Origin of the sequence: Kitasatospora sp. NPDC049285, from assembly GCF_040678815.1 — a bacterium.
GTDB lineage: Bacteria > Actinomycetota > Actinomycetes > Streptomycetales > Streptomycetaceae > Kitasatospora.
Map to the genome: position 1 here is coordinate 165569 of NZ_JBFAQR010000004.1, position 26057 is coordinate 191625.

Here is a 26057-nt window from a genome sequence, read left to right on the forward strand (position 1 = left end):
CCGGGTCCCCTCGGCCGCGGCCCACGCCCCTTATCCCCGGGCGAGTTCAGCAGGCGCAGGAGATGCCCGAGCGCGGCGCGGTCAGGTCGTCGATCGGACGCTGCTGGGTGCCGGCGGCCGAGTCGTACGCGAAGCCCTCGCGGACCCAGTACTCGAAGCCGCCGAGCATCTCCTTGACCTGGTAGCCGAGCCGGGCGAAGACCAGCGCCGCACGGGTGGCACCGTTGCAGCCGGGGCCCCAGCAGTAGGTGACCACCGTCTGGCTCGGCTCGATCAACTCCGGTGCCAGCTCGGCGATCCGCGCAGTCGGGATGTGCAGCGCTCCGGGGATGCGACCCTGCTCCCAGGCGACCTCACTGCGGGTGTCGACCACCACGATGCCGGGCACGCCGGACGCGAGGTCGGTGTGCACGTCCGAGACGTCAGCCTCGAAGGCGAGCCGGGCGGCGTAGTGCGCAGCGGCCTCGGCCGGGGCGGCGGCGGGCACGCTCAGGACGGCGCTGGTGATCTCGGTGGAAGCGGCAACAGACATGCGGAGGCCTCGCGTTCGTACTGGGCGGAACGGAATCCGGCGAACGGCCCCGGGTTCCCCCGGCCGCCGCCGATGACCTCATCCTCTGATCACCGACCCCACCCCGGCGAGTGGCGTAACCGCCTGAGACCGCCAAGATCCCGCCAAGCACGACCCCGTCCCCGCCCGCTCGGCCGTGCGGCTGATCGTTCAGCGGGCGAATTTCTCGATGGCCTCCGGCGTGACGGGGGTGAAGAAGTTGACGAGGTTGCCGTCGGGGTCGCGGAGCAGGAGCGAGCGGTTGCCCCAGGGCATGGTGGTGGGCTCGGTGACGAAGTCGGCGACGAGACCGGTCAGGTTCCGGTGGACGTCGTCCACGTCGGCGACGAGGAACTCGATGATCACGGAGTGGTTGTCGGCCGGGCGGGCGGAGCCGGGTGCGAACAGGGCCACGGTGCGGGTGCTGCCGATCGCGAGGGTCGCGCCGGCGGTCCGCAGTTCGGCGAAGTCCTCGGTGGACCAGTCCGCCCGCACTCCGGTGGCTCGCTCGTAGAAGTCGACGAGGCGCGCGATGTCGCCGGTGATGATCCGCGTCGAAACGAAGTCCATGGTGCTCTCCTCGGGTTGGTGGAGTCGTTGCACCTCGGACGTTAGAGCAGATAGTGGACAGAATCGGTCCGGTATCGACGCTAGGCTCGTGGACATGGCTCGACCCACCAGCCGCGTGCTCACCCTCCTGGAACTCCTGCAGTCCGGCGGCACCAGGACGGCGGCCGAACTCGCCGACCGGCTCGGCGTCGACGGGCGCACCGTGCGGCGGTACGTGGACCACCTGGTCGACCTCGACATCCCCGTCGAGGCGGTCCGTGGCCGCTACGGCGGGTACCGGCTCGCCCCGGGGTACCGGATGCCTCCGCTGATGCTCAACGACGACGAGGCGCTCGCCGTGCTGCTCGGCCTGGTCGCCGGCCGCAGGACGGGGTTGCTGACAGCTCCCGAGACGGCACCCGGGACCGCGGGCGAGACGGCAGCGGCCAAGATCCGCCGGGCGCTGCCCGAGCGCCTGGCCCGTCGGCTCGACGCCGTCATGGAATCGCTCGCCTTCACGGCTCCGCCGGGTGAGTCGGCCACCCCGGAGACCGGGGTCCTGCTCGCCGTCGCCGATGCGGTGCGACATCGCCGCCCGGTCTCGATCAGGTACACCGGCCGGGACGGCCGGCGAAGCGAACGCACGCTGCACCCGTACGGGATCGTCACCCATGCCGGCCGGTGGTACGTCACGGGCACCGATCCCGGGATCGGCCAGGACCGGACGTTCCGGCTCGACCGCATCGCGGACGCGCGGACGCTGCCGGGCTCGTTCGAGCCGCCCGCCGGACTCGACCCGGCTCAGCGCGTCCTGTCGGGGCTCGCCGAGGCCGCGTACCGGCACGAGGTGACCCTGCGGATCCACGGGACGGTCGATCAGGTCCGCACCCGGCTCCCCGCCAGTGTCGCGAGCGTGGCGGAGCCCGCGCCCGAGGAGGGAGCGGATCCGCACGCCGAGCGGTGGCTCCACGTCGAACTGCGCGCGGAGCGGCTCGACTGGCTGCCTCCCGTCCTCGCCTCGCTCGACCGGCCGTTCGTCATCGAGCGGCCGGACGAGCTCCGCGACCTCGTCATCGCGCTCGCCGACCGGCTCACCGCCTCCGCCCGCCGAGCCTGACGCCGCCGTCTCCCGCGGCCCCGAGCGCGGCACCGGACCCGACGCGGTGTCACTTCGCCGCTTCGCCGCGCACCTTCGCGAGGAACGCCGCCACGTTGCCCACCATGCGGTCGATCCGCTGCTCGGTGGTGAGGGACTCGTGGATCTTGGTGCCGGTCTCGCGGAGGCCGCGGACGTAGAGCGGGCAGGCGAGGTCGGCGCACATGTAGGCGCCGACGGAGTTGCCCTGGCGGCCGGCGGGCCCGGCCAGCGGGGCGACCAGGAGCGAGACGCCGCCGGTGTGGGTGGTGACGCAGAGGGAGCAGATGCTGCGGCGGGGCTGCCAGGAGGACGGGCTGGAGGTGCGCAGGACGATGGCCTGCGGGCGGCCGTCGAGCTCGGCGACCAGGTAGGCGCGGTCGGGGGCCTGGGGGTCGCGCCAGCCGAGGAAGTCGAGGTCGTCCCACGGCTGTTCGGCCAGCTCCCGGGGCAGGTTCAGGCGCTTCGCCTCGCCCTTGGAACAGTTCAGGAAGGCGGCGCGGATCTCGGTGTCGTTCAGTTCTCTCACGAAAGGCCACGCTAATTTGCCTAAGCCCTTTAGGCAAACGCATAATCGACGCAGGACGACGATCGAGGAACAGGAGGCGGCCGTGGCACGTGCCGGCCTGACACCCGAACTGCTGACCCGCGCAGGGGCGGAACTCGCCGACGAGGTGGGCTTCGAGCAGGTCACCGTCTCGGAGCTGGCCCGCCGCTTCGACGTGAAGGTCGCCAGCCTGTACTCGCACGTGCGGAACTCGCAGGACCTGAAGACCCGGATCGCCCTGCTCGCCCTCGCCGAACTCGCCGACCGCGCCGCCGAAGCGGTGGCCGGCCGCGCCGGACGCGACGCCCTCGCCGCCTTCGCCGAGGCCTACCGCGGCTACGCCCGCGAACACCCCGGCCGCTACGACGCCGCCCGGCTGCGCCTGGACCCGGAGACCGCGGCGGCGAGCGCCGGCGTCCGGCACGCCCAGCTGACCAGGGCGATCCTGCGCGGCTACCACCTCACCGAGCCGGCCGAGACGCACGCGGTACGCCTGCTCGGCAGCGTCTTCCACGGCTACATCAGCCTGGAGTCCGGCGGCGGCTTCGCCCACACCCCGGTCGACCCTCAGCAGTCCTGGGACTGGATCGTCGACTCCCTGGACGCCCTGCTCACCGCCCGCGCGAGCCACTGACCCGCCGTCAGCACCCGCGCCACCAGCACGACACCCGTCAGCACAGTTCCTCGACCGGCGGTTCCAGCGGACGGTCCCCCGGCGCGGGAGCGAGCCCGCGCAGCACGTGTTCCAGCACGTCGTCCAGCACCTGGTCCAGCGCCGGCCCGGCGATCTGCCCGCCGGCCGCCCGGGCGGCGACGCCGTGGACGGCGGTGAACAGGACGCCGAAGACGCGTTCGATGCTGCCGTCCCGGACCAGCCCCTCGGCCTGGCCCTGGGCGATCACCCGGTGCACCTCGGTCTCCAGGGGCAGCCAGGCCTGGTGGAGTTCGTCGGCGACCGCCGGGTCGTGCTTGCGGCTGAAGGTGAGTTCCAGCAGCGCGGGCCGCTCGGCGGCGAAGTCGACGTACGCGCGGGCGAAGGCGCGCACCCGGGCGTCGAACTCCTCGCCGGCCTCGGCGAGTCCGGCGTGCGAGGCGGCGGTGATCCGTTCGATGCCGGTCAGCGCGAGGGCGTCCAGCAGGGCCTGCTTGTCGCGGAAGTGCCGGCTGGGCGCGGCGTGGCTGACGTCGAGCGCGCGGGCGAGCTCGCGCAGCGAGAGTGCGTCGGCGCCGCGCTCCTGGAGTGCCCGCTCGGCCTGGTCCAGGAGGGCGGCGCGGAGGTCTCCGTGGTGGTAGCGGCCCGTTCGCATGAGCTCATGATAGGCGAGTGTTGCCGTTGACCACATTGTTGACACCGACTACATTCGGGTGTTGTCACCGCCAACATCTCCGACGAGCCCGAGGTAACCCCGATGGACTTCACCCGCAGCACCGTCCTGATCACCGGTGCCTCCACCGGCATCGGCGCCGCCTTCGCCCGCGAACTCGCCGCCCGCGGCGCCGACCTGGTGCTGGTCGCCCGCACCGAGGAGCGGCTGACGGCGCTCGCCGCGGAGCTGTCCGCGGCGCACGGCGTCGCGGCCCGCCCGCTCGCACTCGACCTGGCCCGCCCGGGCGCGGCTGCCGAACTCCAGCAGCGTCTGGCCGAACTGGACATCGTCCCGGACGTGTTGGTGAACAACGCGGGCTTCGGCATGCACGGCCCGCTGGCCGCGGCCGACCCGTCCCGGATCGCCGCCCAGGTGCAGCTGAACTGCCTGACCCTCACCGAGCTCACCACCCGTCTGCTGCCCGGCATGGTGGCCCGCGGCCGCGGCGCGGTGCTGAACGTGGCGAGCACCGCCTCCTTCCAGCCGATCCCGGGCATGGCGGTGTACGGGGCGACCAAGGCCTACGTGCTCTCGTTCACCGAGGCACTGGCCTACGAGCTGAAGGGCACTGGGGTGCGGGCGCTGGCGATCTGCCCGGGCGCGACGGACACCCCGTTCTTCGAGGTGATGGGCAACGAGGTGACCGGCCCGGGCGGCAAGCGGCGCCCGGAGCAGGTGGTCGCGACGGCGCTGGCCGCCCTGGCGAAGGGCCGGTCGAGCGCGGTGGACGGCCTGCTCAACCGCCTCACCGCGGCCGGCCCGCGCCTGCTGCCCCGCCGGGTGATCCCGGCCGTCGCCGCCCGCTTCACCCGCACCAGCGCTCTCGTCTGACGCCCCGTCGACCGCCGGACGCACGACGGCGGGCCCCCGGGGACACATAGATCCCCGAGGGCCCGCCGTCACCGACCGACCGTCACTGACTCACCGTCACCGACTGGCCGTCAGCAGCGCCGTCAGGCGGTGTCGCGCACCGGCAGCTTCCAGTTCGGCCGCGGGAAGTGGCAGGTGTAGCCGTCCGGGTAGCGCTCCAGGTAGTCCTGGTGCTCCGGCTCGGCCTCCCAGAAGTCGCCGAGCGGGGTCACCTCGGTGACCGCGTCGCCCGGCCACAGGCCGCTCGCGTTGACGTCGGCGATGGTGTCGATCGCGGTGGCCTTCTGCGCGTCGTCGGCGAAGAAGATCGCCGAGCGGTAGCTGCTGCCGATGTCGTTGCCCTGGCGGTTGAGCGTGCTCGGGTCGTGGATCTGGAAGAAGTACTCCAGCAGCGTGCGGTAGCTGATCCGCTCCGGGTCGTAGACGATCTCCAGCGCCTCGGCGTGGCCGGGGTGGTGGCGGTAGGTCGCGTTCGGCACCTCGCCACCGGTGTAGCCGGTGCGGGTCGACTCGACGCCGGGGAGCTTGCGGATCAGGTCCTGCATCCCCCAGAAGCAGCCGCCGGCCAGGACAGCCCGGTCCGTGGTCATCTCGTTCTCACTCCTCGCGTTGGACTCGACTCGGTCCGCCCGGCTGCCACCCCGGGAGGACCATCTGCTCCAACCTCCGCAAGCCCCCCGGTGTTCCCGGGCGACACCGTCCCACCTCCGGGTCAGCCCGCCAGCCCGTCCAGCACCTGCGCCCCGGGGAGCGCGGCGACGGCGCTGCCGGGCAGGATCAGCTTCCCGCGGCGCCGTCCGCTGCCGACCAGCACCCACCCGGCGGCGGCCACCGACGCGTCGACCAGCAGCGGCCAGTGCGCGGGCAGGCCGACCGGGGTGATCCCGCCGTACTCCATGCCGCTCTCGCCGACCGCGGTGTCGATCGGCGCGAACGACGCCTTCCGCGCGCCGAGGTGGCCGCGCACCGCCTTGTTGACGTCCAGGCGGGTGGTGGCCAGCACCAGGCCGGCGGCCAACGTGGTCTCCCCGCCGCGCTTGGCCGCGACCACCACGCAGTTCGCCGACGCCTCGGCCGGCACCCCGTACGCGGCGCAGAACACCGCGGTGTCGGCCAGTTCCGGGTCGGTGTCCACGTAGAGCACCGACCGCGCGGTCTCCGCGTCCCAGTTCTTCAGCGCCTCGGCCACCGGCGCGGCCAGCTCCGCCACGGCGTCCACCGCCCGGCGCACGTCGGGGAAGTTCCCGAACGGCGCCCTCACCTGCTCGTCCATGCGCCGACTCTAGCGAACGGGCCGTGGCCCGCCGTGCCACCTGCGCGGCATCGCGGCCCAGCCCGCGCACCGCCTGCGGCTGCGGCGTTCGGGTGAGCGCCGCCGGTGTCGCGCCGGTGCGGCCCCCGGGCGCGCCTATGGTCGTGGATGCGCCCCGCCCGGGGCCCCGGCCCCGGCCCAGCGGCGGTGGGGGCCGACGGTGACGAGCGGCTGGAGCGCCATGGCGACCGGGAACCCTCCGCATCAGCAGGCCCCCGCGGCGCGCGCCGGACGGGTGCTGGGCCGCTGGCAGCTGTGGCTGGTGCCGGGTGTGCTGTCCGCACTGGTCGCACTGTTCCTCTCGCTCCTCTACATGGGCGGCATCCTGACGCCCTCGGACGACCTGCACCGGATGCCGATCGCCCTGGTCGACTCCGACGCGGGCCCGCCGCTGCCCGGCCAGTCCGCCCCGATCGGCGCCCAGCTGGCCACCACGGTGGTGGCCGGCACCCCGCCGGGCCAGGTCCAGTGGCGGCAGCTCACCGCGGCCCAGGCCCAGGACCAGCTCGCCTCCGGCAAGGTCTACGGCGCGCTGGTCGTCCCGCCCGACTTCACCCGCTCCGTCGCCGCCCTGACGACCGGTCAGGCCACCGCCCGCCCGGTGCTGGAGGTGCTCACCAACCCGGGCGTGGGCTCGCTCGGCTCCTCGCTGGCGAGCCAGATCACCCAGCAGGCGGCGCACGCCTCGTCCGCGGCGATCGGCAAGCAGCTGGCGGCGGCCGCCACCGACGCGACCTCGACCACCCGGGTGCTGCTCGCCGACCCGGTGGACGTGCGGGTCCGGCCCGGCCATCCGATCGGCCGGCACACCGGGCTCGGGCTGTCCGCCTTCTACTACACGCTGCTGCTGGTGCTGGCCGGGTTCCTCAGCGCCAACCTGGTGCACAACGGCGTGGACACCTCGCTCGGCTACGCGGACAGTGAGATCGGCCCCTGGCACACCCGCCGTCCGACCGTGCCGATCGACCGCACCCAGACCCTGGTGGTGAAGATGGGCATGACCGCGGGGCTCTCGGTGGTCACCACCACGATGATCATGCTGGCCACGGTCGGCGTCCTCGGCATGGACGCCCCGCACCTGCCGCTGCTGTGGCTCTTCTCGTGCTGCGCCTGCCTCGCGGTCGGCCTCGGCGTGCAGGCGATCAACGCCGCGTTCGGCAGCATCGGCCAGCTGGTCTCGATGTTCGTCTTCATCGCACTGGCCCTGCCGTCCTCCGGCGCGACCATCCCGCTGGAGGCCACCCCGTCCTTCTACCGCTTCCTCGGCACCTTCGAACCGATGCGCCAACTGGTCGGCGGCGTCCGCGCGATCCTGTACTTCGACGCCCGCGCCGACGCCGGTCTGACCCGCGCCTGGGTGATGATCGCCGTCGGCCTCGCGGGGGCGCTGCTGTTCGGCTTCGCGATGGCTCGGTACTACGACCGCAAGGGCCTGCACCGCATGGTCCCCACCCCGTCCTGACGGGCCGTCACCTCCGCCGGACCCGGACTCACTCGTCCAGCGCGGCCCGCCAGATCCACGACTCCCGCCGCGGCCGTCCGCGCAGCTCGCCGCGCCCGGTGCACCAGAGCAGGACGGGCAGCGGCTCGCCCGCCGGGGCGTCGGGGAACAGCCGGGCCAGGACCGCGGCGCACAGCGCGGCGGGCGGCGTCCAGTCGACGCCGAGGCCGAGGGTGATGTCGTGGGTGTGCAGCAGGACTTCGGCGACGCCCATGGCGGCGAACCCGCCGGGGTCGCACGGCCCCCAGTGCCAGGCCCGCAGCCCGGGGTCGGCGCCGGCCAGCACGGCGCCCAGCATCCGTCCGCAGGCCATCGCGACCCGCAGCACCTCGTCCGGGGTGGCGCTCGCCCGGACGGTCAGGTCGAACGGCAGGTAGCCCTCGGTGGGACGGCCCGCGACCTGCCCGGCGTACCCCAGCAGGTCGTGGCCGATGTGCACCAGGGTCTCCCGGCAGGTCCACTCCAGCGGACCCGCCGGGACGCCCCAGTCGGCGGCGGTGTGCGGGGCGAGGACGGCCTGTGTCTCCGCCAGGGCGGCAGCCAGTTGCTGATGGTCCATCAGGCCATCCTCGCACCCGCCGCCACCGCCTACAGGTAGGGCCGGGTGAGCAGCTCGATCGCGTGGCCGGACGGGTCCTTGAAGTACACGCCGCGGCCGCCGTGCTCGGTGTTGGTCTCGCCCGGGCGGCGCATGTGCGGATCGGCCCAGTGCTCGATCCCGCGGTCGCGGATCAGGCCGTAGGCGCGGTCGAACAGCTCGTCGTCGACCAGGAAGGCGTAGTGCTGCATCTGGATCTCCACCGGCGGCTCGGCGAACTGCAGCAGCACCCCGTCGGCGAGCGTGAGGTTGGTGAACGGCCCCCAGGAGGGGGCCTGTTCGGCCTCCAGCAGGTCGCGGAAGAACCGCGCGGAGACCTCGCGGTCGGTGGAGGCGATGATGGTGTGGTTGAACGTGGCGGGCATGGACCCCTTCTTCGGCTCGGCGTACTGACGGACTCTCGTACTGCCCGAGCAGTCGGAGGTCCGCGCGCCGCGCGCGCCGGGCTCAGCCGCCCACCGGGTCACCCGTCCGTGCGTGGCTCGTCGCCGTTCCGGTGTTCACACCCGTCACCGTACGTCCTGGCCCGCCCGCGCCACAACGCCTTTCGGGAGCGGCCGCCGACGCCGCGTCAGTGCAGGCCGAGGACGCAGAACTCGTGGCCCTCCGGGTCGAGCAGGCAGGTCCACGGGACGACGCCCTGGCCGACGTCGAGGTCGGTGGCGCCGAGCGCGCGCAGCCTGGCCACCTCCGCCGCCTGGTCGTCACCGGGGTAGGGCAGCAGGTCGACGTGGACGCGGTCCGGCACGGTCCGCTCGTCCGGCGTGCGGAGGAACTCGAGGTACGGGCCGCCGCCCTTCGCGGACCGCAGGGTGGCGTGGTCGTCGGCCACCTCGTGCACGGTCCAGTCGATCGCCTCGCCCCAGAACCGGGCCATCACCCGCGGGTCCGCGCAGTCGATGACCACCGCGGCGATCGGCCCGGTGTCCCGGTACACCTCCCGCGGCTCCAGCACGCAGAACTCGTTGCCCTCCGGATCGGCGAGCACCGTCCACGGCACCTCGCCCTGCCCGACGTCCACGGGCACCGCCCCGAGTCCGCGCAGCCGCGCGACCAGCTCCGCCTGGTGGGCGGCCGAGGTGGTGGCGAGGTCGAGGTGCACCCGGTTCTTCGTCCGGGTCTTGGCCTCCGGGACGGGCACCACGTCGATCCCGACCATGACCGGGTGCGGCCACTCGGGACCACCGACGGGCCCCACGTACGTGGTCACCCCGGGGCTGTACGCGGTCCAGCCGAGCGCCTCCGCCCAGAACCCGCCGACCGCCACCGGGTCGACGGCCTTGATGATCACATGAACGGGTCGCAGCGCCATGGCAGGCATCCTACGCACCCACCGCGGGAGGAGTGCTGATGCCCCGTCACCCTGACGGACTTGAGAGGATCGTGGAACGGGAGTCCAGGACGAGGGGGTCCGGTGGAGATCATCGAGCGCGTGATCGGCGCGCCCGGCGAGGGTGTGCTGGTGGAGCCGGTCGGCGGCAGCGCCGTGGGCGTGCTGGTGCTGGCCGGACATCGTGGCCGTCCTCGCCGGACCCGTCGTCCTGCCGAGCTGACGCCCGAGAGGTCCTCGGCCCGGCTCAGACCGTGAAGAGCGGCTCGTACGGGGTGCCCTCCGGGGTGAAGACCAGCACGAACTCCTCCCCGAGCCGGGTGGCCACCTCCCGCAGGCGGGCCAGCACGTCCTGGTGGTCCGGGAGGTGGAGCTGGAGGGCTGCGGCGGCGCGGTCCCGCTGGGCCGCGAGGTCGGGCATGTCCTCGAGGTACTCGGCCTCCAGCTCGCGGCTCTCCTCGGCCGTGAACCCCTGGCAGTCCCGCCACCACGGCACGACCAGCAGCAGCCGCACCAACTCGGGCAGCCCGACGGCGATCAGGGCCGCCCCGCCCTCGGAGTCCGCGTAGAGCACGGGACGTTCCTCGCCGCCCTCCCCGCAGAAGAAGTACGTCCCACCGGCCCCGTCACCGGCGAACCCCTCGAGCGCGGCGCCCGAAGCCAGGTGCACCTCCTCGACGTGCTCCCCCCGCCCCAGGTCGAAGTCCCCCGGCCAGGCGAGAAACCGCGCGGCCTCCTCGTGCTCCCGAATGGCAGCGATCAACGATTCCATGGCCCGCAGCGTAGGGTCCGCTCCCGACAGCCGTGCGGGTTTGGCTCCCACCCGGCGCGGAAGAACGTACCCGTGCCGGAAGCAGGTGCAGGTGAACACGGAGGTGCGACGGTGCGGACCCCCGGGTCACCGCCGCGACCGAGCGGTGGGCGACTGCTGCTCGGCGTCGTCCGGGACGTCGTGGTCCCGATCGCGCTCTACTACGGCCTGCGGGCCGCCGGGGTCAGCGTCTTCGTCGCGCTGCTCGCCGGCGCTGTCGTGCCGGCGCTCGCCACGGCGGTGCAGTGGTTGCGCACCCGCAGCCTGGAGGGCATGGCGGGCTTCGTCGCCGGGACCATGCTGCTCGGCGTCGCGGCCGCACTGGTCAGCGGCAGCCCCCGGTTCCTGCTGGCCAAGGACGGTTGGCTGACCGGCGTGGCCGGGCTCTGGTTCCTGCTCTCGATCAGGGCCAGGCGCCCGCTGCTCTTCCACGGCGGCCGCCCCCTGCTGGAGGGACGGTTCCGCTCCGACGGCACCTCCTGGGACGTGTTGTGGGACCGCGAGCCGGCGTTCCGGCGGATCTGGCGGGTCTCGACCGCGATCTGGGGTGTGGCGATGCTGATCGACGCCGCCGCGCGCATCGTGATGGCCTACTCCCTACCGGTCGACGTGGTGCCCGGCCTCGGCGCACTGCTCTGGCCGGTCACGCTGGTGCTGCTGCAACTGGTGAACGGCGTCTACTACGAGGTGGCCGGCCTCTGGCGGCTGACCTCCGGCGCAACCACCCGCCCGGCCGATCGCTGAACGCCGACCCACGGTGCTCCGATCACGTCACGCGTGGGTCAATGTGCCGTGCTCTCGCGTCGTCGGCGCGGTCAGACCTCGAGGTCGAGCCAGGCGAGGTCGTTGATCTCGGTGGTGAGGCCCTCGGCACGGCGGCCGCGGGCCTTGAAGTAGTGGTCCTGGAGGGCGGTCGCGAGGATGCGGCGTTGGGCGTCCTCGGTGGCGCCGGCGTCGCGGGCGGCGTAGAGGTCGCGGGCGACGTCGCCGGGGAGGTGCTGGGTGATCAGGCGTTCGCGCGGGTCGTCGGTGGAGCCGGCGGCGGAGGTGTAGCCGAAGCGGGCCTGGACGTGCAGCATGAAGCCCTGCTGCTCGGCCTGGCGGCGCACCCGGCGCTGGACACCGGGCTGCCAGGTGGCGCGGACGCGCTGTTCGATCCGCTGGGCGGCGTCGGGCTTGGGCGTGCTGACGCCCTTGAGCCAGCGCTGCACGGTGCGCTGGGAGACGCCGAGTTCACCGGCCAGCAGCCGGGTGGAGCCCTTGGCGCGCTTCAGCAGGTACCGCATCCGGGCCGGGACGGACTGCGGGATCGGCCGGGTGCGGCCGACCCGTTCCAGGCCCTCGTCGATCTCCCCCACGGGGTGTCACTTCCTCTGCGGTACGGGGTGGTTGGACGGGAGCGGCCGGTCACTCGTCGGCGGAGACCAAGCCGCCGGTCTTGATGTGCCGCGCCGGGTTGGCCCCGTCGGCGAGCAGGTCGCGGATCTCGCCCATCGGCCGGCTGCCCTCGAACTTCACGTGCCCGGGCGAGACGCCGAGCCGCAGGGTGCCCGTCAACGTACCGTCACTGCGCCCCAACACGTGCAGGGCTGACGGTCCGTCGGCGGCGAAGACCGCGCAGTCGGAGAGCACGGCGAGCGGCGGGCTGCCGAGTTCGGCGCGCAGCTTGGCGAGTTTGCGGTGCAGGTTGACGGTGGCGGTGTCGATCACCAGGGCGCGCATCAGCGGGTCCCAGGTGGGGCGTTCGAGGGCGGCCCAGCGCTGGCCGGGACGGTAGCCGGTGCCGCGGGGCCGTTCCCGGAACTTGCCGATGGTGCCCTTGGCGGTCTGCTTGATCGCGCCGAGCACGGCGAGTTCGGCGGGGTCGCCCTGGTCGAGCCGGGCCATCGCGTCCAGGAAGGCCCGCGGGTCGCGGTCGGCGAGGTCGAGCGGCACGCCGAGCGCGTCCATGGTGTCGACGTACGCCTGCCGCAGCCGCTTGTGCCACGGGTCGAGGTAGGGCCCGGCCTCGTGGCGCAGCCAGCCCTCGGTGGGGCGGACGGGGTGGCCGAGTTCGGCGGCGTAGGCGAGTTTGGCGGTGGTGTACCAGGCGGGTCCGGTGGGGGCGCTGCCGTCGGCGGTGAACGGGCTCGGCAGCAGCGGGTCGAGGGCGAGCCCGCTGAGGTCGGCCCGCCAGCTGCCGGGGATCCGCTTGTCGAACACCGGGTTGAGCTCGTGGACGGGCTCGGACAGCGGCAGGGTGAGCCGGCCGGCGGCCGCCAGGAAGGCCATGTTGACGTCGAGTCCGACCGCGTACGGGGCGGCGAGCTCCGCTTCGGTGAGCGGCCGGTGCCAGTCCCAGGCCTCGGTGACCAGCACCTCGTCCGGCGCGCGTCCCTCGGCCAGCGGGTGCTCGTCCGGGACTTCGGGCGGCGCCGCGTCGAACACCCGCGCCCGCGAGCCCTCGACCACGCCGGACGTCCAACCGCCGTCGGTGCGCACCGGCCTGGTGGGCGGGCGCAGCGCGGTGACCAGTTCCAGTCCGGAGACCGCGGTGGAGCCGCGCGGGGTGATCACGCGCTGCGCGTACGTGCCGAGCAGCCGGGCGAGTTCGGGCGCGGCGAGGTCCTCCGGGACCTTCCACCCGCCGCCGCCGAGCGCGCCCCAGGGCAGCACGCACACCTGCACGCACTGCCGCCGCCCGCCCTCCGGCTCGCGGAACACCCGTGCCCACGGCCCGAGTCCGCGCCGGGTCAGCTGCCAGCCGGCCTTCGTCAGCGCCTTCACCTGCCGGTGCGACTCGGGCAGGCTGCCGAGCCGCGCCACGTACTCCTTCTTCTCGTCCCGCCCGGCCGGCGGCAGCCCGAGTTCCTCCGCCGCCGCCTCGGTGAGCACCACCAGCGGGTCGCCGTCCTTCCCGAACCGGTGCAGCCGCGCCGACCCGAGCCCCGCCTCCAGTGCCCACTCCAGCACGTCGAGCAGCGTCCGCCCGACCGCCCCGGCCTCGGCGAGCAGGCCGCCGTCGGCGTCGTACGCGACCAGTCCGCGACCGCTCTGCGCCACCTCCACCACGGCCAGCGGCCCGGCGGGGAACCGCGCGGCAGCGGCCTCCTGCCAGTCCTCGACGGCGGGGGTCTTCTTCGCCGGCGCCTTCCGCGCGGCGGGCTTCCGAGCCGCGGACCGCGGCGCGCTGCGCGGCACGCTGCGCTGTGCGGCGACCGCGGACTGCAGGGCACCCGGGGGCTGTGCAGTGACCGGGGACTGTGCGATGCCCGCGACGACGCCCGCCTCGCCGTGCGGCGCGGCAGCGCCGGACGCGCCCGCGGGCGCCGGCCGGCAGAACCCGCCGAGGTGCATCGGCACCCCCTGCGCCCGGTACACCGACGGCTGCCCGCACTGCACGCACGGCGCGGCGGCGGCCATCACCAGCGAGCCGTCGGGGCGCTGATCGAGCATCACCGGCTGCGCGGCCGCCGGCACGCCGTCAGCCGCCCCGACCGGCTCCGCCGACGAACCGTCAGGCCGCCCGGCCTGGGCCGACGCGGCATCAGGCTCCCCGCCCGCCCGCGGCGCAGCCGCCGCAGCCCCGCCCGCGCCCGCCCCCGCGACGGCCTCGTCCTCCGCGAGCTGTCCGGCCATTCCCTCCAGCAGGCGCGCGTACGCGGCCCGGGCCTCGCCCTGCGGTTCGCGGCGGCCCTGTTCCCACGCCGTGAAGGTGCTCGCGCTGACGCCCAGCGCCTGGGCGGTCTCGGCCTTGCTCAGCCCGTACTCGGCCCGCAGCCGCTCCCGCTCGGCGGGTGCGGGCAGCGGGACGGCTCGCCGTGGTCCGCCGCCCAGCAGCGCGCCGATCGCGTCGGGCGCCTCGGACGTCCCGGGTGCGCCAGGAACCCCGCTCACCGCACGCCTCCCTCATCCTGAACCGTCGAGCTCCCGCCCAACATAGACACCTTCGGCCGCACGTCACAAGCAGCGCCCCGCCCGGGCTTCCCGCAGGTCATCGCGGGGCCGCGCCCTGACGGCGGGTCAGCCGCGAGCGCCCGCCGACGCAGCCGCGCGGACGCGTCATCCGGCGGCCCGGCCGAGTTCCCCCAGTCCGGACGCGAGGAGGTCGAAGGCGTGCTCGGCGTCGGCCACGGCTCCCGGGTGGCGGGCGTCGGCGCTCTCGCCGTGGGCCATCCGGCGGGCGTTGTCCTGGGCCAACTCCCACTGCACCGCCACGATCTGAACGGCCGCCAGGCGTGCGGTCAGCTCGCCGGCCCCGGCGGTCTCGTGCAGGGCCGCGGCCAGGGCGGCTTCCGCGTCGGCCTTGAAGCCGTTCATCCGGGCCACCAGCGAGGGGGCGTCGAGGATCATCCGGGTGAGCCGGAGCACGTGCGGGTGGTCGTTGAGGCCGCTGATCGGGTCGCGCGCCTCCAGGCCGTGCAGGAAGTGCGCGCGCAGCGCGGGCAGCGGGGCGAGTCCGTCCGCCCGGTCGCGGACGACCCGGGCGGCTTCCGTCTGGTGGTCGGCGAGGCGGTGCAGGACCAGGTCTTCCTTGCTGGGGAAGTAGGCGAACAGGGTGCGCTTGGAGACTTCGGCGGCCTCCGCGACCTGGGCCACGGAGACCTGGTTGAAGCCGTGTTCGAGGAAGAGCGCGATCGCGGCGTCGGAGATCGCGGCGTGCGTGCGCTGCTTCTTCCGTTCCCGCAGGCCTGGTGTGCCGTCCATGGCCGCCACGGTAGCAAGTGGCTCTCCCCGGGAGATATCTGCACCTGGTATACATTTGCTCCAGGGCGAGAAATTCGACGAGGAGCTGACTGCCGATGACCGAGTCCCCCGACCCGGGCGCGTACGCCGTCGACACCGAGGTGGTGATCGTCGGTGCCGGCCCGACCGGTCTGCTGCTGGCCTGCGAACTCGCGCTGGCGGGCGTGCGGACGGTGGTGCTGGAGCGCCTGCCGAAGCGGATCGAGCAGGTGAAGGGCGGCGGGATCCAGCCCCGCTCCGCCGAGTTGTTGGAGTCGCGGGGGCTGCTGGCGCCGCTGCTGGCCCGCGCCGCGGTCCGCGAGCCGTTCGGCGGACACTTCGCGATGCTGTCCGTCCCGCTGGACTGCACCTCGTTCGACACCCGGCACCCGCACCCCGTCGGGCTGCCGCAGTGGGAGATCGAGGAGGTACTGGAGGAGCGCGCGACCGCCTCCGGGGTCCGCGTCCTGCGCGACCGCCTCGTCACCGCCGCCGCGCAGGACGACCACGGCGTCACCGTCACGACCGCGGACGGGCAGCGCCTCCGGGCCCGCTACCTGGCCGCCTGCGACGGCGCGCACAGCACCGTGCGCCGGCTGCTCGACGTGCCGTTCCCCGGACGTCCCGCCACCCAGCAGGCCGTGCTGGCGGACGTCCGGCTGGCCGCACTGTCACCGCTGGTGCCCCGCCGGGCCGGGCACATCAGCACCCTGACGCGGGCCGCCGACGGCTACTGGGCGATGCTCGTCCCGCTCGGCGACGACCGCTACCGGCTCACCTTCGGGCGCACCGACGGCTCGGCGGGGCCGGCGCGCGACAGCCCGGTGACGCCCGAGGAGATCACCGCCGCCCTGCACGCGGTGTACGGGCCGCAGACCGTGCTCGGCGCGGTCGACAACTCCTCCCGCTTCGGCGACGCGACGCGACAGGTCGAGCACTACCGCGTCGGCCGGGTGCTGTTCGCCGGGGACGCCGCGCACGTGCACCCGCCGATCGGCGGGCAGGGCATCAACCTCGGCCTCCAGGACGCGTTCAACCTGGGCTGGAAGCTGGCCGCGACCGTGCAGGACCGGGCTCCTGACGGCCTGTTGGACAGCTACCACGCGGAGCGGCACCCGGTGGGCGCGCAGGTGCTGCACCACACCTCGGCGCAACGCGTCCTGGCCGCCCCGAACCCGCCCGCGGACGTCGCGGCGCTGCGCGACATCGTCACGGACCTGCTACGCCTGCCCGACGCCAACCGGCACCTCGCGGGCCTGATGTCCGGCCTGGCCCTGCACTACCCGCTGCCGGGCGACCACCCGCTCACCGGCCACCGCGCCCCGGACGCCGACCTGTCGCTGGACGGCGCCCCCACCCGCCTCTCGACGCTGCTCAAGTCGGGCCACGCCGTCCTGCTCGACCTGGCGGACGCCGTCCCGCCGGGCCTCGACCTGCCGCCGCACGTGAACCTGGTGCGAGCCACCGCCACGACCCCCCTCGGCGCCACCGCCCTGCTGATCCGCCCGGACGGCTACGTCGCCTGGGCGACAGCCGGGACCACCGCGACGGAAACGCTCCTCGCCGCCGTCGCCACGCTCGCCACGCACCCCGACCGACGGATCGTCACCACCCCCGAATGACCAGACCTTTACCCCTGGGCCCATTCCCCCCTCCGCCGCCCAGGTGGATCATGAAGGACCCGCTCTGCGCGGGAGCCGGTAACGGGGAAACGGGGGCGGTTCGTTGGCGAAGGTCGCCGAGACGGCGGGGATCGAGACGCTGCAGCTGGCCTACGAGCCGTGGCGGCGCTATGGCTCCGGCGTGGTGTTGGCGGTGCTGGCCCTGGCGGTGACGGTGTCGACGGGGCTGTGGCCGGTGGTCGTGCTGGGTGTGCTCGCGGGCGGGTGGCTGGGGGTGCGGGCGGTGCGGCAGGCGGTACTGTGCGGGCCGGACGGGGTGCTGGTGCGCGGGCTGCTGTGGAGCCGCCGGATCGCCCTCGCGGACCTGGCCGGTCACGGCTTCGGCACCGTCCTGCGGTTCGACCGCGGCGGGCGGCTGCGCTCCACGCCGCTCTGGGCGTTCCGGCTGCCGCCGCGCACCGCCCGCGGCCAGCGGGTCGCCTTCGACTGCCTGCACGCCCTGGCCCGTTGGACGGACCACGCCCTGGCCCGCGAGGTCCCGCTGCGCGGCCGCCGCCTGCGCGAGCTCGACGACGCGGCCCTGCGCCGCGAACTGCGCCTGGCCGGCAGCGGCCCGGGCCCGCTGTGGGAGCGCCACCGCCGCCAGGTCGACCGCGAGGTCGCGCGGCGCGAGCTCGCCGGCTCCACCCCGGCGAACGGCTCCACCCCGGCAGTCGGCCCCGACCCGGCCAACGGCCCCGACCCGCGCTGACGTTCCGTCAGCAGGAAAACTCAACCGCCCGGACACCTGCGCCGGGCATACTGGCGCAATGTCTGATGATCGCGCGCCGGACGCGTCCGAGCACCCGGACCCGTTCGAGGGTCTGGTCCTGGACGAGGACTTCGTCCGCTCCGCCACGGTGACGGAGCCGTCCGCGCGCACCCGGATGCTCACCGCCCGCTGGCGCCGGGAGGCCCCGGTCGACCCGGGCGGGCGGCGTTGGGCGTCGGACGGTCCGGCGAAGCGCCGCTCCGGCGGACGGTTCACCAGGCTGCGGCAGCTGAGCCGGGGCGAGCGCTGGACGATGCTGCTGGCGCTGCTGATCGTCGGCGCGGTGGTCGGCGGTCTGATATTCGGACCGTCGCGGGCCGGCGCTCCGGTGATCGGCACCCACTCGACCGCGCTGCCGGGCAAGCCCGGCAAGGCCTCGGACGCGGCCCTGCCCGACGGTGGGACCTTCGTCGGCAGCAAGTGCGGGGAGCACGGCTACCACCACTTCGCGGACGCCGCGGCCTCGGTCACCGTGCAAGGGGCGCCCGGGCCCGGCCTGGTCTTCTCCTCGTACGGCTACCGGGCGAGCAGCGGCGCCCCGGCGGAGTTCACCTTCGACCTGGTCATCACCGCGGGCGGCGCGCAGCCGCTGGACCTGGCCGCGCCGCTCGGCAAGGAGGGCGTGGCGGTGGAGATCGAGGGCCCGGACGGGCTGGTCGCGGCCGCGTACGGCCTGCCGGTGACGCTCGGTCAGGACACCGTCCGCACCCCGCAGGGCCAGGTGCGGGTGACGGACGCGGGCACCGCGGCGCGCCTCGTCCTCCCGGCCGCGGCGCTCTGCCCCGGCATCGACGCGGAGGCGCTCAGCAACGGGCTGGCGTTCCCGGTCGACGCGCACAACACCGTCAGCGGCCCGGCGCCGTACACCCTCACGGTGTCGCTGGCCGATCCGGCGGTGGGCGAGCTGCGCCGCTCGACGGGGGCGAAGACGCAGGGCCAGGTCCTGAGCACCACCAACCAGTTGGCTCCGCAGGGCGCCCGGCCGGTGTGAGCCGGCCGCCCGGGCGGACGGCCCGTCAGAACGCGAGGGAGCGGTAGCGCAGCAGTTCCTCGACGATCCGCTCGGGCGAGGCGTGGCGCAGCCGCAGCGGCGGGTGGAAGAGCAGGTCGGCGACCCGGGGGTGCGACACGTTCGCCTGCAGCGCCCGCAGGTACCACGCGCTCTCCGGCCCGGCGGCCTGCACCAGGCGGACCAGTTCGACCAGTTCCGGCCTGGTCACCCCCGCGACCCGCGGCCGGGCCGGGCGGGCGGCCTCCAGCGCGAACGCCGCGAGGCTTCGGCTCCCCTCGTACGCGGCGAAGTCGACGGCCAGGTAGGTGTGTCCGGTCCGCGCGTTGAACGCGGCGATCTCGGCGGGCGCCGACGCGTCGTCCTTGCGCACCAGCTCCTCGATCCGGCCGATCTCCCGCTCCGTCTCGTCCAGCCGCCGCCGGTCCACCGCGGGCGGCAACAGCTCGGCCCTCAGCACCACCGCGTTCCTCCCGCCGCCACGACCCACCGGCCTGCCGTCACACCGATCCACGATGCCCCGCCCGAACCACCGGCCGACGCCCCGCTCCACCTTCCTATCACCACCCGGCAGCGCCCCCGCGGCCGCCACACGCGCTGCCGTACACTCGCCCCCGCGCCCCACCGATCCACGGTCGGCCGCCGCGCCGCCTCACATCCGGGATCTCAGCACGTCGACCTCACAGCCCGGCGCGAAGGCGTCGAAGCCGTGCTCGATCAGCCAGCGAACGGCCAGCAGGCTCCGCAACGACCACCACGCATGGATCACGTCGAGGTCGATGTCGGCGCCGTAGCCGGCGATGACGTCCTCGAGGTGCTCCTCGTGTCCGAGCGTGAAGGTGGCGAGGTCGTACAGGGCGTCACCCTGGCCCGCCTCGGACCAGTCGATGATGCCGGTGACCTCCTCGCCGCCGAGGAAGACGTGCGCGATCTGCAGGTCGCCGTGTGTGAACGCCGGGGTCCACGGCCGGAGCGCGGCCTCGGCGACCTGGCGGTTGCGGGCGACCAGGTCGGCGGGCAGGACGCCGTTCGCCACGAGTGCCTCGCACTCGTCGTCGAGTTCCGCCGCCAGCGCGGCGATGCTCCGCCCGGCCCTGCCCGGCCAGGGCGGCAGCGGTGCGTCGTGCAGCTTCCGGATGGCGACGCCCGCCGCGGCCCACGCCGCCGGCGACCCGGTCGACGGGCCGCCGAGACGCCCGAGCGGCGCCCCCGGGAGCGCGGAGATCGCGAGCACGGGCGGCTTGCGCCACAGGACCCTCGGGGTCGGGACCGGCACGAGGGCCATCGCCTCGACCTCGACGTCGATCCGCGCCTGATCGGCGTCCACCTTCAGGAACACGTCGCCGACGCGCAGGGTCGCGCGCTCGGAATGGGCGACGACGACTTCGACCTCATCCATGGGCGACCAGTATCCGGGCAATGACCGCCGACGTCGCCGGATTTGTCGCGTACACCCACGCGGCCGCCCGCATCCCGCTGCCCGTCACAGGTGCCGGAACAGGCCCCGCAGCGGCGCCGGGACCTGGTCGGGTTCGAGGGCCTCAGTCAGCAGGCTGCCGTAGCGGATCTTGCGGCCCGCCTTGGTGCCGAGGAAGCGCCGCATCCGCCGCTCCGGCGGCCGGTCCTGCTGGGCGGGCTGACGTCCGAAGGTCTGCCAGGCCGCGAGGTCGCCCTCGGCGCGGACGATGTCCTCCACCCGCGGTACGCCCAGCGCGCGGACCAGCTCGTCCTCCAGGTCCGCCGCGCAGACGAAGAACCCGTCGCCGGGCGCCCCGGCCCGCTCCAGGCCGCGCTGGTAGAAGCCCTGTTCGTTCTCGTCGCACAGCCCGACCAGCCGCAGGCCCAGCCCGGGCGGCCCGAGCAGGGCGGCGAACCGGCCGACGGTCATCGCCCCGCCCATCGGGACGATGCACACCCCCTCGGCCGCGAGGTCCCGGCCGTGGCGCGCGGCCAGCGTCTCGACGGCCGCGCGGTCGCTCGGCCCTTCCAGCAGCACCGCCGTGCGGACCCGCAGCCGCCGGGCCAACTCCTCGGCCGCTCCGCCGGGTTCACCCGCCGCCCAGCCGACGACCGCGTCCCGGAACGTCCCCATGTCCGCCATACGCCGATTCTGCCCCGGCCCGCTCCACCCCGGCACCGCCTTTTCGCCGCCCCGGCACACGCGGTTCAGCCCGCCCCGGAGAGCGCGGCTGAGCCCACCACGGCGACCGCGGTTCAGCCCGCCCCCGAGGGCTCGGCTCGGCCCGCCCCGGTGGGCTCGGCTCTGCCCGCCGCGGCGACCGCGCGCCGGCGTCCGACCAGTTCGCGGGCCGCCGCGCCGAAGTGCGGGTGGTCGAAGGCGAACCCGGCGTCCAGCAGGCGCCCCGGCACCACCCGGCGGCTCTTCAGCAGCAGTTCGGTGTCCGTCCGCAGGGCGAACGCGCCGACCTCCGCCATCCACCGGGTCGCCGGGAGGCCCACCGGCACCCCGTGCGTGCGGCGCAGCTCCCGCATCAACTCGCGCTGCGGGAGCGGGTTCGGTGCGGCGAGGTTGACCGGCCCGTCGAGGTCCTCGCGGGCGACCAGGAAGTCCACGGCCCGGACGAAGTCCCGTTCGTGGATCCAGGACACGTACTGGCGGCCGCCCGCGACGGGGCCGCCCAGGCCGAGCCTGGCCAGCCGGGACAGCACGTCGAACACGCCGCCGCGGTCGGGGCTGAGCACCATCGCCGCCCGCAGCGCGACCTTCCGGGTCGCCGGGGTGGGCGCTTCGGCCTGCGCGGCCTCCCAGTTCCGGGCGATCCGGACGCTGTACTCCCAGTAGTCGGGCACGCCCGCCTCGGCGCCGCCGATGATCCCGGTCGCCTCGTCGTTCGCGGCGTCGAAGCGGTGCGCGTAGACGGTGGCGGTGCTCATCTGCAGCCACACCCGCGGCGGCCGGGCGGCGGCCCCGATCGCCTCGCCCACCACCCGCGCCGACTCCACCCGGGAGTCCATCATCTGCCGCAGGTTCTCCGGGGTGTAGCGGCAACTCACCGTCCGCCCGGCCAGGTTGACGACCACGTCGGCGCCGTCCAGCTGGTCGACCCAGCGCCCGGGCGTCCGGCCGTCCCACGCCACGTGGTGCGGCGCGGTCGGCGTCCGGGTGAGGATCACCACCTGGTGGCCGTCCGCCCGCAGCGCCCGCTCCAGCATCGTTCCGACCTGCCCGGTCCCCCCGAGAATCACGAACTTCACGGTTCGAACGTACACCCCCGTACTGAACGCGTTCAATTCCACCGCGCGGGACGTGCCGACGGACCGTCAGCAGTGGCAGAGCACCTGCACCAGCAGCACGTCCTCGGGCAGGCCGCGCAGGTACGCGTCGGCCAGCCGCCAGTAGGCGGCCGCCTCGGACTCGCCGGGCAGGACGGGGCCGAGTGGTGCGGGGTTGGCGGGGTCGGCCCACTGGCCGTCGAGGGTGAGCAGGGCGTAGGTGGGGACGGCGACGGCGGCCTGCCGGTCCACGAACTCCCGTTCCTCGCCGGCGAAGAGCGCGACCGGGTCCTGGGTCACCAGGCTGTTCGGGTAGTGCGGGTCCCCGCCGGTGACGGCGTACTGGGCCAGTGCCTGCACCAGGGGCTGCGCGAGGTGTTCGCGGCGGGCCGCCTCCCGCTCCGGCGAGGCGCCCCAGCTGGTCACGCCGTGGCGGGCCAGGATCGCCGACAGCGGCTCCGCGGGCGGGTGTTCGGCGGCGAACCGTGCCCACACCGCCCAGGTGGCGGCGGCCGACGCGGCGTGCAGCGCGCGCATCGCGTCCAGGTCGAGCAGGCCGCGCGGCCCGCCGTCGCACCGCGGCCCCGACTCGCCCCCGGACGGCGCGTCCTGACGGATCAGCCGCGGGTCGGCGGCGCACTCGGGCCGGGCGACCAGGTTGGGTTCACCGGAGATCGCCCACCAGTCCCACTCGCCGTCCGGGTTGTAGCCGTCCGGCCCGTCGTTGATGTCGAACGGCCGCAGCGCCGCCCCGATGGCCGCCACCACGTCCTCCTGCGCGGCGGCCGGAAGCGTCACCGTCAGCCGGAACTTCGTCATCGTTCTCCCGTCAACCGGGCGCCCTCGAGCGGACGCCATTCGTCAGTCGGCGCACAGTCTCCCGGCCGGCCGACGGGTGATCAACGGGATTACCCGGTGGACGGCACTTCCGCAACGGCCTTCAGGTCGAACAGCCACGCCTCCAAGCCCTGCCGGAGAACGGCGGTCGCCATCGGGCTGCCGGGCTCAGCGCAGCAGCCGGTCGAGCAGGTCGTCGAGGTCGAGGTGCTCGTGCTCGCGGCCGGCCGGGACGAGGGCGAAGGAGTCGCGCAGGAACGCGGTCACCACGTCCGCGGGCAGCCTGATCACGGCCCGGGAACCGATGCCGCGCAGGGTCAGCAGGATGTCGTCGTGGGCGCCCGGGGCGACCGTGACGTCCCCCTCGCCGGCGGGCCGGTGACGGCCCTCGTCCAGCAGGTCGCGGCCGAACACCCACTCCTGTTCGGGGCGGTCTGCCATCGGCGGGAAGGCCAGCCGCACCGCGTGGGGCAGGGCCGAGTCGTAGCGCAGCGCGGCTTCGATCGCGACGCTCGGGTGGGGGCTCTCGGGGAGGGTGACGGAGGTGGACCAGCTGGTGGCAACGCGCATCCGGCAGAAGCCTTTCGGGCTCGACGATGGAGCATGACAGCGCTCGGCTACCCGCCGGACGCCCCGCACCACGCGTGGACCCGAAATCTTCACGGATACCTCGCACTGTGCGCCCCGGAATCCCCGGACGGCGCGAGCGGGGCTGCCGCACCTGCGCTCACGGGCGGCCGAGGAGCTGGGTGCCGGAGACGGTGTCGGTGCGGGCGGTGAAGAACTCGGTGAAGCCGCGGACGAACTCCTCCTCGGTGATGCCGCCGTCGCCGTCGGCGTCCAGCTGCCGGAAGCCGTGCGTGAGTTCGGCGGGGTGGACGCGGGAGCCGCCGAACAGCGTGCGGTACTCCTCGGCGTCCAGGATGCCGCTGTGGTCGACGTCGGCGGCGTGGAACATGGCCCGGACGGCGACGTGCAGGCCGTCGCGGAGGTGGTCGGGGTCGTGGTCGATGCCGCGGAGCATGGCGGCGGTGAACTCCTCGCAGGAGATCTCGCCGTCGCCGTTCTCGTCGGTGGTGGCGAGCAGGTGGTGCCACCAGGTCTCGAAGGCGGTGTGGACGGCGGCCTCGGCGGTGTCGTCGAGTTCCAGCGGCCAGCACACGTTGTGGGCCATCGCCTGGAAGTCGGCGGCGGTGAGCCGGCCGTCGCCGGTCTGGTCCATCACCTGGTGGAAGAAGGCGGCGATCCGGGCCTGCCGGGTGTCGTACCGCGGCGCCCGGGCGGGTCGGGGCACCCGGGCGCCGGCGGACTCCCGGGTGCGGACGCCGTCGGGGGTGGTGCGGTAGCGCAGCCGGTCGGGCAGCCGGGCGGCGAGGAGGCGGGCACCGTGGTGCACCGTCCAGGACAGCGCGGCCGCGGAACGCGTGCGCGGCAGGCCGAACTTCGCCCGGAAGGCGGGCGGCAGGTCGGCGAGGGTGAGCGCGGTGAGGAGGCGCGCCACCACGATTCGCAGCACCGGCCAGGCGGCCCGCAGCCGGCCGAGGCGGCGCGGGGCGGGCGCCCGGGTGAGCACGGTGTACAGCATGTCCCGCGCCACCCCGGTGAACTCCAACTGCTCGCGGATGGTGCGCTCGATGTACCGGGGGACGTCGGCCGCGGTCGGCGGGAACAGCTCGTCGGGCAGCTCGAAGGCCGCACACACGGTGCGGAACTCCCGGTACAGCACGTCGAGTTCGGCCGGTCGCAGCGGCGAGCCCGCGAGCTCGTGCAGCGCGGTCATCGCCTCGTACAGGGTGACCAGCACCCAGACCCGGACGGCCGGGTCGAGCGCGGTGTAGTCGCGGCCCTGCTCGTCGGTGCCGACGATCCGGCGATGGCTGCGTTCGAGGCGCTGGATCTCCCGGTGCAGGGCCTCCTGGTCGGAGAAGAACAGGCGACGGCCGCTGTCCATGGTGTGCTCGATCCGCCGCCACGGGTGGCTGCGGTACGTGGACTGCTGCCCGACGCCGCCGGCGACGGCGGGGTGCGCGTTCTGGAGCACCAGCAGCCGCCAGGCCACCAGTGCGATCCGCTGCTCGCCGAGGGTCCGGCGCAGCAGGGAGCCGGCTCCCGGCGACGTCGTGGTGTCGGTCATCTGTGGTGTTCCCCTCGGCTTGGCGTTTCCGCCCGTCACCGTAGGGGGCCGCCGGGACGTGATCGCGGCCCGGCGGCGGCCAAACCACCCGGCGTGGTGAATCCGGCCGCCGATCTCCACCCGCACGGGTGTTCTGGCCTACCTGGTCATTGACGGCCCGTCAGGCCCTTGGGAAGTGCCGGGCTCAGTCCCACCAGAAGGTCCAGTGGTCGCCGTCGATCAGCTCGGGGGCGTACTCCTCCAGCGACCCGGCGCCCTGGTGGATGTTGTCGGGGCAGAACGCCAGGTGCTCGGCGGCGACGTGCAGCGCGTGGTCCGGGTCGGCGGGCGGCGCGGCGACGCTCAACTCCAGGTCGGCGAAACCGACCTGGACCAGCCGGGTGCCGAAGCGGCGCTCCCAGTCCAGCAGCACCGCGGAGATCTTGGCGACGTCGCTCTCGTGGTTGATCGGCCCCGTCCAGCCGAGGGCGGTGAGCGCCTCCGCTCCGGTGGCGGCCGGGACCAGGCCGATCCGCAGCCACGGAGCGCCGGCCAGCAGCCGGGCGGCGAGCGCACGGGCCGTCAGGTCGGGGTCCGCGACCCGGGCGGGAGCGGCGGCCGGGCCGGGCCAGCCGTCGGTGAACGGGCTGATGGTCTCGGCCAGTTCGGCGCTCTCCTCCGGGTCGGGCTGCTCGTCGGGGTCGCCGCCGAGGGTGCTGACGCCCTCCCAGCCGCTGCGCAGCAGCGCGGCCGGGTCGTACAGGTCCACCTCGCTGGCCCACTTGGGGTTCAACTCGCCGGAGTCCCAGGGCCGGAACTCGTCCTCCCGGCGCTGCAACGGGCAGAGCAGCAGCGGCCACAGTCCGCTGTCCGGGTGCGCCTCGTGGAGCCGCTCCCAGAGACCGGCGGGGGCGGGGCCGTCGCTCATCCACAGCACGGGGGCCGCGTCGCGCTCGTCCTCCGGGTGGACCAGCCGCCCGGGCGGCAACAGGGCGGCCACCGCGGCGAGTTCACCGTAGGGCAGCAGCCGGCGCAGGTCGTTGAGGGCTTCACTCATGCGGCCAACGTAGCGACGGCCGCCGACACTGCCGGCCGCGGGCTTCGCGGCGCGGGCTTCGCCGCCCGGCCCGCGTACGGTGCCGCGCCGTTCGGCGGTG

General features: G+C 74.4%; 30 protein-coding genes. 9 read left to right on the plus strand and 21 right to left on the minus strand.

The features are described from left to right. Positions 1-46: 46 nt before the first annotated feature. Positions 47-532, minus strand: a complete 486-nt coding sequence (locus AB0K51_RS04910; RefSeq protein ID WP_363450585.1) for a rhodanese-like domain-containing protein — start codon at positions 530-532, stop codon at positions 47-49. Positions 533-721: 189 nt separating this feature from the next. Next, entirely contained in the window at positions 722-1120 is a 399-nt protein-coding gene (locus AB0K51_RS04915; RefSeq protein WP_363450587.1) for a VOC family protein, read from the minus strand. Positions 1121-1214: 94 nt separating this feature from the next. Here AB0K51_RS04915 and AB0K51_RS04920 point away from each other — a divergent pair, with 94 nt between their 5' ends. Next, positions 1215-2216 (plus strand): YafY family protein, encoded by a 1002-nt coding sequence (locus AB0K51_RS04920; protein ID WP_363450589.1) that lies wholly within the window; start codon positions 1215-1217, stop codon positions 2214-2216. 49 nt (positions 2217-2265) lie between these two features. Here the strand turns inward: AB0K51_RS04920 and AB0K51_RS04925 are convergent, their stop codons facing one another. Further along, positions 2266-2763, minus strand: coding sequence for an FBP domain-containing protein (locus AB0K51_RS04925; protein ID WP_363450591.1), 498 nt, complete (start codon positions 2761-2763; stop codon positions 2266-2268). An 82-nt stretch (positions 2764-2845) separates the two neighbouring features. Here AB0K51_RS04925 and AB0K51_RS04930 point away from each other — a divergent pair, with 82 nt between their 5' ends. After that, the gene (locus tag AB0K51_RS04930) at positions 2846-3415 is read left to right on the plus strand and encodes a TetR/AcrR family transcriptional regulator (RefSeq protein ID WP_363450593.1); all 570 of its coding nucleotides are present in this window, start codon (positions 2846-2848) and stop codon (positions 3413-3415) included. Positions 3416-3452: 37 nt separating this feature from the next. Here AB0K51_RS04930 and AB0K51_RS04935 read toward each other — a convergent pair whose 3' ends face one another. Continuing rightward, positions 3453-4088 (minus strand): TetR/AcrR family transcriptional regulator, encoded by a 636-nt coding sequence (locus AB0K51_RS04935; RefSeq protein WP_363450595.1) that lies wholly within the window; start codon positions 4086-4088, stop codon positions 3453-3455. Positions 4089-4190: 102 nt separating this feature from the next. Between AB0K51_RS04935 and AB0K51_RS04940 the strand changes: the two genes are divergently transcribed. Further along, positions 4191-4979, plus strand: a complete 789-nt coding sequence (locus AB0K51_RS04940; protein ID WP_363450597.1) for an SDR family oxidoreductase — start codon at positions 4191-4193, stop codon at positions 4977-4979. A gap of 122 nt (positions 4980-5101) precedes the next feature. Here the strand turns inward: AB0K51_RS04940 and msrA are convergent, their stop codons facing one another. Further along, positions 5102-5608, minus strand: a complete 507-nt coding sequence (msrA, locus tag AB0K51_RS04945; RefSeq protein ID WP_363450599.1) for a peptide-methionine (S)-S-oxide reductase MsrA — start codon at positions 5606-5608, stop codon at positions 5102-5104. Between the two features lie 122 nt (positions 5609-5730). Next, positions 5731-6291: a YbaK/EbsC family protein gene (locus AB0K51_RS04950; protein WP_363450601.1), complete on the minus strand. Its 561-nt coding sequence runs from the start codon at positions 6289-6291 to the stop codon at positions 5731-5733. A gap of 220 nt (positions 6292-6511) precedes the next feature. Between AB0K51_RS04950 and AB0K51_RS04955 the strand changes: the two genes are divergently transcribed. Further along, a complete protein-coding gene (locus AB0K51_RS04955) occupies positions 6512-7792 on the plus strand; it encodes a DUF3533 domain-containing protein (protein WP_363450603.1) in 1281 nt (426 codons plus the stop codon). Between the two features lie 28 nt (positions 7793-7820). On the opposite strand, the gene AB0K51_RS04960 is transcribed toward AB0K51_RS04955, so the two are convergent. From AB0K51_RS04960 to AB0K51_RS04970, 3 genes are all read right to left on the minus strand, one after another. After that, positions 7821-8390 (minus strand): DinB family protein, encoded by a 570-nt coding sequence (locus tag AB0K51_RS04960; RefSeq protein WP_363450605.1) that lies wholly within the window; start codon positions 8388-8390, stop codon positions 7821-7823. Positions 8391-8419: 29 nt separating this feature from the next. Then, positions 8420-8794 (minus strand): VOC family protein, encoded by a 375-nt coding sequence (locus AB0K51_RS04965; protein WP_363450607.1) that lies wholly within the window; start codon positions 8792-8794, stop codon positions 8420-8422. Positions 8795-9000: 206 nt separating this feature from the next. After that, the gene (locus AB0K51_RS04970; RefSeq protein WP_363450609.1) at positions 9001-9741 is read right to left on the minus strand and encodes a VOC family protein; all 741 of its coding nucleotides are present in this window, start codon (positions 9739-9741) and stop codon (positions 9001-9003) included. 102 nt (positions 9742-9843) lie between these two features. Between AB0K51_RS04970 and AB0K51_RS04975 the strand changes: the two genes are divergently transcribed. Then, positions 9844-10017, plus strand: a complete 174-nt coding sequence (locus AB0K51_RS04975; RefSeq protein WP_363450611.1) for a hypothetical protein — start codon at positions 9844-9846, stop codon at positions 10015-10017. Here the strand turns inward: AB0K51_RS04975 and AB0K51_RS04980 are convergent. Then, positions 10007-10531: a hypothetical protein gene (locus tag AB0K51_RS04980; RefSeq protein ID WP_363450613.1), complete on the minus strand. Its 525-nt coding sequence runs from the start codon at positions 10529-10531 to the stop codon at positions 10007-10009. The two genes, AB0K51_RS04975 and AB0K51_RS04980, sit on opposite strands and share 11 nt — an antisense overlap. A 111-nt stretch (positions 10532-10642) precedes the next feature. Between AB0K51_RS04980 and AB0K51_RS04985 the strand changes: the two genes are divergently transcribed. Next, positions 10643-11314, plus strand: a complete 672-nt coding sequence (locus AB0K51_RS04985; protein ID WP_363450615.1) for a VC0807 family protein — start codon at positions 10643-10645, stop codon at positions 11312-11314. 71 nt (positions 11315-11385) lie between these two features. Here AB0K51_RS04985 and AB0K51_RS04990 read toward each other — a convergent pair whose 3' ends face one another. From AB0K51_RS04990 to AB0K51_RS05000, 3 genes are all read right to left on the minus strand, one after another. Continuing rightward, positions 11386-11928: a helix-turn-helix transcriptional regulator gene (locus AB0K51_RS04990; protein WP_363450617.1), complete on the minus strand. Its 543-nt coding sequence runs from the start codon at positions 11926-11928 to the stop codon at positions 11386-11388. Between the two features lie 49 nt (positions 11929-11977). After that, a complete protein-coding gene (locus AB0K51_RS04995) occupies positions 11978-14446 on the minus strand; it encodes a helix-turn-helix domain-containing protein (protein WP_363450619.1) in 2469 nt (822 codons plus the stop codon). 165 nt (positions 14447-14611) lie between these two features. Then, positions 14612-15256 carry a helix-turn-helix domain-containing protein gene (locus tag AB0K51_RS05000; RefSeq protein WP_363450622.1) on the minus strand — a complete coding sequence of 215 codons (645 nt, stop codon included), beginning with the start codon at positions 15254-15256 and terminating at the stop codon, positions 14612-14614. A gap of 95 nt (positions 15257-15351) precedes the next feature. On the opposite strand from AB0K51_RS05000, the gene AB0K51_RS05005 reads away from it, so the two are divergent. The 3 genes from AB0K51_RS05005 to AB0K51_RS05015 all read left to right on the plus strand — a co-directional run bounded on the left by AB0K51_RS05005 (position 15352) and on the right by AB0K51_RS05015 (position 18698). Beyond that, complete coding sequence (locus AB0K51_RS05005; protein ID WP_363450625.1) at positions 15352-16896, plus strand: FAD-dependent monooxygenase; 1545 nt, start codon at positions 15352-15354, stop codon at positions 16894-16896. A gap of 103 nt (positions 16897-16999) precedes the next feature. Next, positions 17000-17647, plus strand: a complete 648-nt coding sequence (locus AB0K51_RS05010) for a hypothetical protein (RefSeq protein WP_363450627.1) — start codon at positions 17000-17002, stop codon at positions 17645-17647. A 58-nt stretch (positions 17648-17705) separates the two neighbouring features. After that, positions 17706-18698 (plus strand): hypothetical protein, encoded by a 993-nt coding sequence (locus AB0K51_RS05015; RefSeq protein ID WP_363450629.1) that lies wholly within the window; start codon positions 17706-17708, stop codon positions 18696-18698. Between the two features lie 25 nt (positions 18699-18723). Here the strand turns inward: AB0K51_RS05015 and AB0K51_RS05020 are convergent, their stop codons facing one another. The 8 genes from AB0K51_RS05020 to AB0K51_RS05055 all read right to left on the minus strand — a co-directional run bounded on the left by AB0K51_RS05020 (position 18724) and on the right by AB0K51_RS05055 (position 25957). After that, entirely contained in the window at positions 18724-19179 is a 456-nt protein-coding gene (locus tag AB0K51_RS05020; RefSeq protein ID WP_363450631.1) for a hypothetical protein, read from the minus strand. A 189-nt stretch (positions 19180-19368) separates the two neighbouring features. After that, the gene (locus AB0K51_RS05025) at positions 19369-20115 is read right to left on the minus strand and encodes a phosphotransferase (RefSeq protein WP_363450633.1); all 747 of its coding nucleotides are present in this window, start codon (positions 20113-20115) and stop codon (positions 19369-19371) included. Between the two features lie 84 nt (positions 20116-20199). Beyond that, on the minus strand, positions 20200-20817 hold the full coding sequence (locus tag AB0K51_RS05030) for a TOPRIM nucleotidyl transferase/hydrolase domain-containing protein (RefSeq protein WP_363450635.1): 618 nt from the start codon (positions 20815-20817) through the stop codon (positions 20200-20202). A gap of 113 nt (positions 20818-20930) precedes the next feature. Continuing rightward, positions 20931-21932: a TIGR01777 family oxidoreductase gene (locus tag AB0K51_RS05035; protein WP_363450637.1), complete on the minus strand. Its 1002-nt coding sequence runs from the start codon at positions 21930-21932 to the stop codon at positions 20931-20933. Between the two features lie 66 nt (positions 21933-21998). After that, on the minus strand, positions 21999-22769 hold the full coding sequence (locus tag AB0K51_RS05040; RefSeq protein WP_363450639.1) for a hypothetical protein: 771 nt from the start codon (positions 22767-22769) through the stop codon (positions 21999-22001). A gap of 186 nt (positions 22770-22955) precedes the next feature. Continuing rightward, positions 22956-23357, minus strand: coding sequence for an SsgA family sporulation/cell division regulator (locus tag AB0K51_RS05045; RefSeq protein ID WP_363450641.1), 402 nt, complete (start codon positions 23355-23357; stop codon positions 22956-22958). A gap of 157 nt (positions 23358-23514) precedes the next feature. Next, the gene (locus AB0K51_RS05050; RefSeq protein WP_363450643.1) at positions 23515-24921 is read right to left on the minus strand and encodes an EF-hand domain-containing protein; all 1407 of its coding nucleotides are present in this window, start codon (positions 24919-24921) and stop codon (positions 23515-23517) included. Positions 24922-25105: 184 nt separating this feature from the next. Beyond that, the gene (locus tag AB0K51_RS05055) at positions 25106-25957 is read right to left on the minus strand and encodes a DUF4253 domain-containing protein (RefSeq protein WP_363450645.1); all 852 of its coding nucleotides are present in this window, start codon (positions 25955-25957) and stop codon (positions 25106-25108) included. Positions 25958-26057: the final 100 nt, after the last annotated feature.